Source organism: Streptomyces katrae (assembly GCF_000966975.1).
Classification (GTDB): domain Bacteria; phylum Actinomycetota; class Actinomycetes; order Streptomycetales; family Streptomycetaceae; genus Streptomyces; species Streptomyces katrae.
Genome location: NZ_JZWV01001068.1, coordinates 1 through 6,822, shown reverse-complemented (window position 1 = coordinate 6,822; position 6,822 = coordinate 1). Strand labels below are relative to the sequence as shown.

The window sequence follows — 6,822 nt, the reverse complement described above, 5'->3', positions numbered from 1 at the left end:
GGGCCGGGCGGGCGGAGGCGACGGCTGCCCACAGGGTCCACACCACCGCGAGCAGGGCCCGGATCCAGGCGGGACTCAGCGGGATCCAGGGGATCATCAGGACCGCCTTGTCGAAGGCGTCGAGCAGGGTCAGGGCGCCCAGGAGCAGGGTGAGGCGGGCCAGCCAGGGCCGTTCGCGGCGCAGGGCCAGGCCGGTGCCGGTCCACCACAGGCCGAGCAGGAGCAGGGCGAGGGCGGGGACGGGGGTGTGTGTCAGGGGGGTCGTGGAGCCGGCGACGTCCAGGGCCAGGCCGGCCAGCCCCAGCAGGGCGGCCGCCGTGCCCAGCCGGGAGCGGCGCAGGCGGCGCCCCCACAGGGCTCCGCCGACCAGCAGCAGGACGGCCGCCACCGCCAGGGCGATCTGGGTCTCGACCCGCTCCAGGCCCCGGGCCCCGTACCAGTCGCAGCCGGCCGGGAGCCTTCTGGCCTGGACGTTGTAGTCGGCGCAGACGAGCAGCTGCGTCAGCTTGACCGGTTCGCCCACCAGCCGGGCCGAGGCCCCGCTGACCTCGCCGCGCGCGCTGCCGCACTGCGGGAGGGTGCCCGGGGTGGAGCCGTCGGGTCCGTCCTGCCAGCAGTTGCCCCGGCCCTGGCCGTCCCACCACACGTCGCTGCCGTTGGGGCGGGAGGCGCCGGACCTGTCCTTGCCGAGGATGTTGCCCGCGTAGCGGTTGTGGTGGGAGGTGTCGGTCTGCTTGGACCACTTCTCCTCGCCGCGGATGAAGGCCGGCACCGCGCTGAGGAAGAAGCCGGCGCGCCGGTGCCCGTAGACCCAGTTGTTCTCGTAGACGTTCCAGTTGCCGCCGGCGGTGATGATGCCGGTGCCCGGTGGCATGGAGATCTGCGGGCAGACCACGCCCTGTTCGTAGCCGCGTGCGACGGGCGGTTTGGCGCAGGTGCCGTCGGCGACGTAGTGGTAGTAGTCGGCGTTGTTGTCGTGGATCAGGTTCCGTTCGAAGCGGGCGTGGTTCTGCGGGAGGCCGGGGTGTCCGGGGAAGGCGCTGTCCATCGAGGCGCCGCCCATGTTCTGGTCGAACTCGTTGTCGTGGACCCAGACCGAGTCCCCGGCGGTGCCGGAGTAGCCGACCATGTTGTGGTGGCTGTGGCAGCCGGTGATCTCGATGGAGTAGCGGGGCACGTCGTAGCCGCGGCCGTCGTTGATGTTGGAGGCGCTGCCGGGGTAGATGCCGGAGTCGCCGTTGCCGTAGGACTCGCAGTTCTTGTAGAGGCCGTGGTCGCTGGCGAAGGTCAGGAAGCCGTACTCGTCGTTCCAGCGGGTCAGTACGTCGTCGATGACGAAGCCGTCGGCGGCGAGTACGTACAGGGAGTTGAAGGTCGTGCGCTGCGCGGTGAAGTTGCGGAAGTAGACGCCGTCGGACTTGTCGGCGCGGATGGCGTTCAGCTTCTGGTACTTGGCGTCGATGACCACGTCGGTCCGGGCGGCTCCGGTGCCCTCGATCTGCAGGTCCTTCTTGCCGAGGACCGCCACCAGGTTCTGGTTGTGGCGGCACCGCACCTGCTGCTCGTAGGACAGGATCTGGTAGCCGAGCGCGGAGTTCGGGGCCTCGAGGCGGGCGCACTCCCCCGTGGGCTTGGGGAGCGAGGGCTCCTCCTCGTAGAGGCCGGGCAGGATCGCGATGTTCATCCCCGGCCGGTCGACGGCGTCCACGGCCTCCTGGAGGTGGCGGTACCCGCTCTGCGCGCAGCGCTCGTAGAGGGTGAGGTTGCGCTGCCTGAGCTGTTCGGGGAAGCCCGCGATCCGGCGTTCGAAGTCGGCCCGGTCGGTCTTGCAGACCAGCAGGTCGGGCTCGGCCGCGCGGTAGGCCGGTACGGATCCGGAGCCGTCGGGGAGGGTGACGGGGCGCTCCTCGTGCGCGCGGGCGTCGGGCGCGGCGGCGAGGAGGGACAGGAGCGCGAGGAGGGCGGCGAGGAGCGCCGCCGGCACGGCAGGGAACCTGCGGGTCCACGACATGCGCGAGAGAGTAGAGCAATGTTCATCTTTTGGGATCCCCCCGCGCACGAACCCGGCCGCCGCCGGCCCTGGCCGGAAAGACGGCGTTGACGCGCGGGTCGCGGAATCCTACTGTCGACCATAGGATTCCTTCGACGGAGCGGGAGCACCCCATGAGTGAGCAGGCCAGGAAGACGGCGCAGGCGCTGGAGTACCTCACCGGCTTCGGCAACGAGCACAGCTCGGAGGCCGTGCCCGGCGCCCTCCCGCACGGCCGCAACTCCCCCCAGCGCGCCCCCCTCGGCCTCTACGCCGAGCAGCTCAGCGGCAGTGCCTTCACCGAGCCCCGCCGCCACAACCACCGCTCCTGGCTCTACCGGATCCGCCCCTCCGCCGCACACCCGGCCTTCACCCGCGCCGACAACGGCGCCCTGCGTACGGGACCCTTCACCGAGACCGTCCCGGACCCCAACCGGCTCCGCTGGAACCCGCTGCCCGACCCGGCCCCGGGCACCGACTTCCTGGCCGGCCTGTGGACCCTCGGCGGCAACGGCGACGCCACCCAGCGCACCGGTATGGCCGTCCACCTCTACTCCGCCAACGCCGACATGACCGACCGGGTGTTCAGCGACTCGGACGGCGAGCTGCTGATCGTCCCCGAGCGCGGCGGCCTGCTGCTGCGCACCGAGCTCGGCCTGCTGTCCGCCGGTCCCGGCGAGGTGGCGCTGATCCCGCGCGGCGTCCGCTTCCGCGTGGAGCTCCTGGACGGCGACGCCCGAGGCTACGTCTGCGAGAACTACGGCCGGCCCTTCGAGCTGCCCGACCTGGGCCCGATCGGCGCCAACGGCCTGGCCGCCGCCCGGGACTTCCGGGCGCCGGTCGCCGCGTACGAGGACGTCGAGCGCCCGACCGAGGTGGTCAACAAGTTCTGCGGCAACCTCTGGACCGCGACCTACGACCACTCCCCGCTCGACGTGGTCGCCTGGCACGGCACGCACGTCCCGTACGTCTACGACCTGCGCAGGTTCAACGTCATCGGGACCATCAGCTACGACCACCCGGACCCGTCCATCTTCACGGTCCTGACCTCGCCCTCCGACACCCCGGGCCTGGCGGGCGTGGACTTCGTCGTCTTCGCCCCCGCGCTGGCTGGTCGGCGAGGACACCTTCCGCCCGCCGTACTTCCACCGGAACGTGATGAGCGAGTACATGGGCCTGATCGAGGGCGCCTACGACGCCAAGGCCGAGGGCTTCGTCCCCGGCGGCGGCTCGCTGCACAACATGATGTCCGCCCACGGACCGGACCGGGAGACCTTCGACAAGGCCAGCGCCGCCGAGCTGAAGCCGCAGAAGATCGACGACGGCCTGGCCTTCATGTTCGAGACCCGCTGGCCGATCACCGCCACGGCCCAGGCGGCCGCCGCCGAGCACCTCCAGCGCGGATACGACGACGTCTGGGAGGGTCTCGAACGGCACTTCCGCGCCTAGTATTCCCCTGCCCCGCAGTATTCCCTGCCCCGCAGTATTCCCTGCCCCGCGCTGTTGAGCCTGCCGCCCCGCCCGGGACGCCAGCCCGTACGGAGAACCACCCGTGACCGCCTTCGCCCCCGACTCCCTGGTGCTGAACCGGAAGCTGCCCCTCTGGTATCAGGTGTCGCAGTCACTGCGCGCCTCGATACTCGGCCGCACCCCGGACGCCTCGCTGCGCCTGCCGACCGAGGAACAGCTCGCCGAGCACTACGGGGTGAGCGTGCTGACGATGCGGCAGGCGCTCAAGGAACTCGAGGGCGAGGGCCTCATCAGCCGGCACCGGCGGCGCGGCACGTTCATCGAGCCGGGCGCCCGCCGCAGCGCCCCGGTGCGGCTGCTCGGCTCGGTCGACGCGATCGTGGCCCAGCAGTCGGGTGAGGCGACGACGGTCATCGGGCACGAGCGGACGCCGGTGTCCGGGGAGCTGCTGGAGCACTTCCCGGACCTGCGGGAGGTGGTCACCTACCGCCGCCTGCGGCGCGACGGCCAGAGCGGGGAGCCGACCAACTGGGCGGAGAACGCGGTGCGCCCCGAGCTCGCCGAGGCGGTGGACCTCGCCGACCTGGAGCGCTGGCCGATGACCAAGGTGCTGCGCGACGTGGTCGGCGTGCGGATCAGCCGGATCACGGACACCGTGGAGGCGCGGCTGGCCGACCCGGAGACGGCCGAACTGCTCCAGGTGCCGCTGCTGAGCCCGATCCTGCACTACACCGGCGTGACCTACGGGGAGGACGGGCGGGTGGTCGACGTGGCCCGGATCCGGTACCGGGGCGACCGCTTCTCCTTCACGGTCACCGTCGCGGACGCGCCGGGGCGGGGTCCCGGGGCCCCGGGCGGGCCCTACTTCCGCTGCTCGTTCTCCTCGGTCGTGCGCTCGCCCTCGGCCTGCGAAGGCGTGGTGCGCGCCGTCCTCGCGTGGTGACTCTGCTGGTACTGCTTCTCGTCCATGTCCTCGTCGAGCCGCTCGCCCTCGGCCTGCGAGGGGGTCGAATACTCGTCGTACTGACTCATGGCCGACTCCTCGGTCGGTACGGATGCGTACGTACGTGACGGACGCGTACACAAGGAGCGTAACGCTTCGGCCGGGACACGGCCCGGGCCCGGCGGCCCGTCGCTACCATCTGCCGGGTGAGCGAAGACGTACCCCTGCTGGACGATCTGATGCCCTGGTCCGTGAGCGGCCTGCGCCTGGGCCGCGCCTGGGTCGCGGCCCCCGATCCGGCCACGCTGCGTGCCCGCTGGACGGCCCTGACCGGGGCCGAGGGGCCGGAGCGCGAGAGGCTGTTCCGCCCGAGCCGGACCCGTACGCCCTCCGCCGGTGCGGCCGCCCTGCCGGGGCAGCGCTCCGCCACCGCCCGCTTCGCCGACGACCCCGGCCCCTTCCCCGACCCCGTACGGGTGCTCCGCGCGCCCTTCGACGAGCAGTGGCTGCTGCCCGACCAGCGGCTCATCGACGCGGCGCGCCCGGAGCTGTGGCGGGTCCTGGACGGGCAGCAGCTGTTCCTGCTGGAGAACCCGGGCCTGCTGGTCACCGCCCACCTCCCGGCCGGCCGGCTCGGCCGGATCCGCCCGCTGCACCGGCGCCCGGGCGGCACCGAGGCGAACCTCGCGCCGGGCCTGGCGCCCCTGCTGGGCGGGCGGTACGGCGGCTGGGTCACCCCGGAGGACGTGCTGTGCTGGATCCTCGCCGCCGGCCGCCCCGGGATCCGGGGGTACGAGGTCCCGCTCCCCGCCGACCCCGGGCGCTGGCGGGCCGGGGTGGAGCTGGGCCACCGCCTGCTCACCGTCCAGCTGCGCGGTGCGCGCGGCGGGGAACCGCCCCGGCTGCCCGGCGGGCGGCGCCCGTACGTACGGGCGGCGGTGACGGTCTGGCCGCAGGAGCTCGGGTACGACCCGGAGACGGAGACCCTGACGGTCGGGGACGGGGCCGTCTCCCCCGTTCCGGCCGGGGCGTGGGAGTACGAGGCGCAGGGCGTACGGGTGCTGGAGTCCTGGTTCGCCGCCCGGTGCGCGCACCGCGAGCCGGAGGCGCGGGGCCTGGAGGGGTTCGGGCCCGCCGAGTGGCCGCAGGCCTGGACCTCGGATCTGCTCGCCCTGGTGACGACGCTGGCCCTGCTGGCCGATCTGGCGCCGGAGCGGGCGGCGTTCACGCCCGGGCCGCCGCTCCCGCCGGCCGAGCTGGCGGCGGCCGGGGTGCTGCCGCCGCCGCGCTGGTCCCGTCGCCCGGCATCGGTGCTGGACCATCAGGAGGAGGGCCCGGGGGGCCAGTTCGCCCTGCTCTGAGCGCCCCACCCTCTCCCGCCCGGCGCCGCCAGGACGACCGCCGTCCGGCAGAGGGCGGTGGTGGTTCTCGTCCGGCCTTCCTTCCGACGGGTCGACGGAGGAGGCCAACGCACCATACGCACCGAATCCGGACATCCCCGGGGACGCGGGCTCCGCAGACGGGTGACAGATCCCGCTTCCACCCGGTAGGCAGAGCCCATGGCAGCCACTGAACCCCTCCCCCTGGCCGGTCTCACCGTCGTCGCCGTCGAGCAGGCCGTCTCCGCCCCCTTCGCCACCCGTCAGCTCGCCGACCTCGGAGCCCGGGTGATCAAGGTGGAACGCCCCGACGGCGGTGACTTCGCGCGCGCCTACGACACCGCCGCCCGGGGCCTGGCCTCGCACTTCGTCTGGGCCAACCGGGGCAAGGAGTCCCTCGCGCTGGACCTGAAGGACCCGCGCGGGCTGGAGGTGCTGCACGCCCTGCTCGACGGTGCCGACGTGTTCGTGCAGAACCTCGCCCAGGGCGCCGCCGCCCGGCTCGGGCTGGACGCGGCGGCGCTGTGCGCCCGCTACCCGCGGCTGGTCGCCGTGGACATCTCCGGGTACGGCGAGGGGGGCCCGTACGCCCACAAGCGGGCCTACGACATGCTCGTGCAGTGCGAGGCGGGGCTGGTCTCGGTGACCGGGACGCCGGAGCGGCCCGTGAAGGCGGGGATCCCGGCGGCCGACATCGCGGCCGCCATGTACGCCTTCTCCGGGGTGCTCGCGGCGCTGCTGCGGCGCGGGACCACGGGGCGCGGCGGGCCGGTGGAGATCTCGATGCTGGAGTCGCTCGCCGAGTGGATGGGGCATCCGCTGCACCACACGATGCACGGCGGGGAGCAGCCCGTGCGGACGGGCCTGGCGCACGCGGTGATCGCGCCGTACGACGCCTACGCGACGGCCGACGGGGACCGGGTGCTGCTGTCGGTGCAGAACGACCGCGAGTGGCGGCGGCTGGCCCGCGAGGTGCTGGAGCGGCCGGAGCTGGCCGAGGA

General features: G+C 73.3%; 5 protein-coding genes and 1 pseudogene. 4 read left to right on the top strand and 2 right to left on the bottom strand.

The annotated features are described in order from the left end of the window. The coding region (locus tag VR44_RS32380) for a right-handed parallel beta-helix repeat-containing protein (protein WP_045951200.1) at window positions 1-2,011 on the bottom strand (2,011 nt) is incomplete at its 3' end. A gap of 152 nt (window positions 2,012-2,163) precedes the next feature. On the opposite strand from VR44_RS32380, the pseudogene hmgA reads away from it, so the two are divergent. Together hmgA and VR44_RS32370 are read left to right on the top strand one after the other, a co-directional pair. Continuing rightward, window positions 2,164-3,478, top strand: a pseudogene (gene hmgA, locus VR44_RS32375) (homogentisate 1,2-dioxygenase). A 103-nt stretch (window positions 3,479-3,581) separates the two neighbouring features. Continuing rightward, window positions 3,582-4,442 carry a GntR family transcriptional regulator gene (locus tag VR44_RS32370; protein WP_245692665.1) on the top strand — a complete coding sequence of 287 codons (861 nt, stop codon included), beginning with the start codon at window positions 3,582-3,584 and terminating at the stop codon, window positions 4,440-4,442. Here VR44_RS32370 and VR44_RS46130 read toward each other — a convergent pair. After that, on the bottom strand, window positions 4,361-4,531 hold the full coding sequence (locus VR44_RS46130) for a hypothetical protein (RefSeq protein WP_169791066.1): 171 nt from the start codon (window positions 4,529-4,531) through the stop codon (window positions 4,361-4,363). The genes VR44_RS32370 and VR44_RS46130 overlap by 82 nt on opposite strands. 150 nt (window positions 4,532-4,681) lie before the next feature. Between VR44_RS46130 and VR44_RS32365 the strand changes: the two genes are divergently transcribed. Both VR44_RS32365 and VR44_RS32360 read left to right on the top strand, forming a co-directional pair. After that, window positions 4,682-5,803 carry a type ISP restriction/modification enzyme gene (locus VR44_RS32365; RefSeq protein ID WP_157880481.1) on the top strand — a complete coding sequence of 374 codons (1,122 nt, stop codon included), beginning with the start codon at window positions 4,682-4,684 and terminating at the stop codon, window positions 5,801-5,803. A gap of 198 nt (window positions 5,804-6,001) precedes the next feature. Then, window positions 6,002-6,822: CaiB/BaiF CoA transferase family protein (locus VR44_RS32360; protein ID WP_045951197.1), on the top strand; the 821-nt coding region annotated here is incomplete at its 3' end.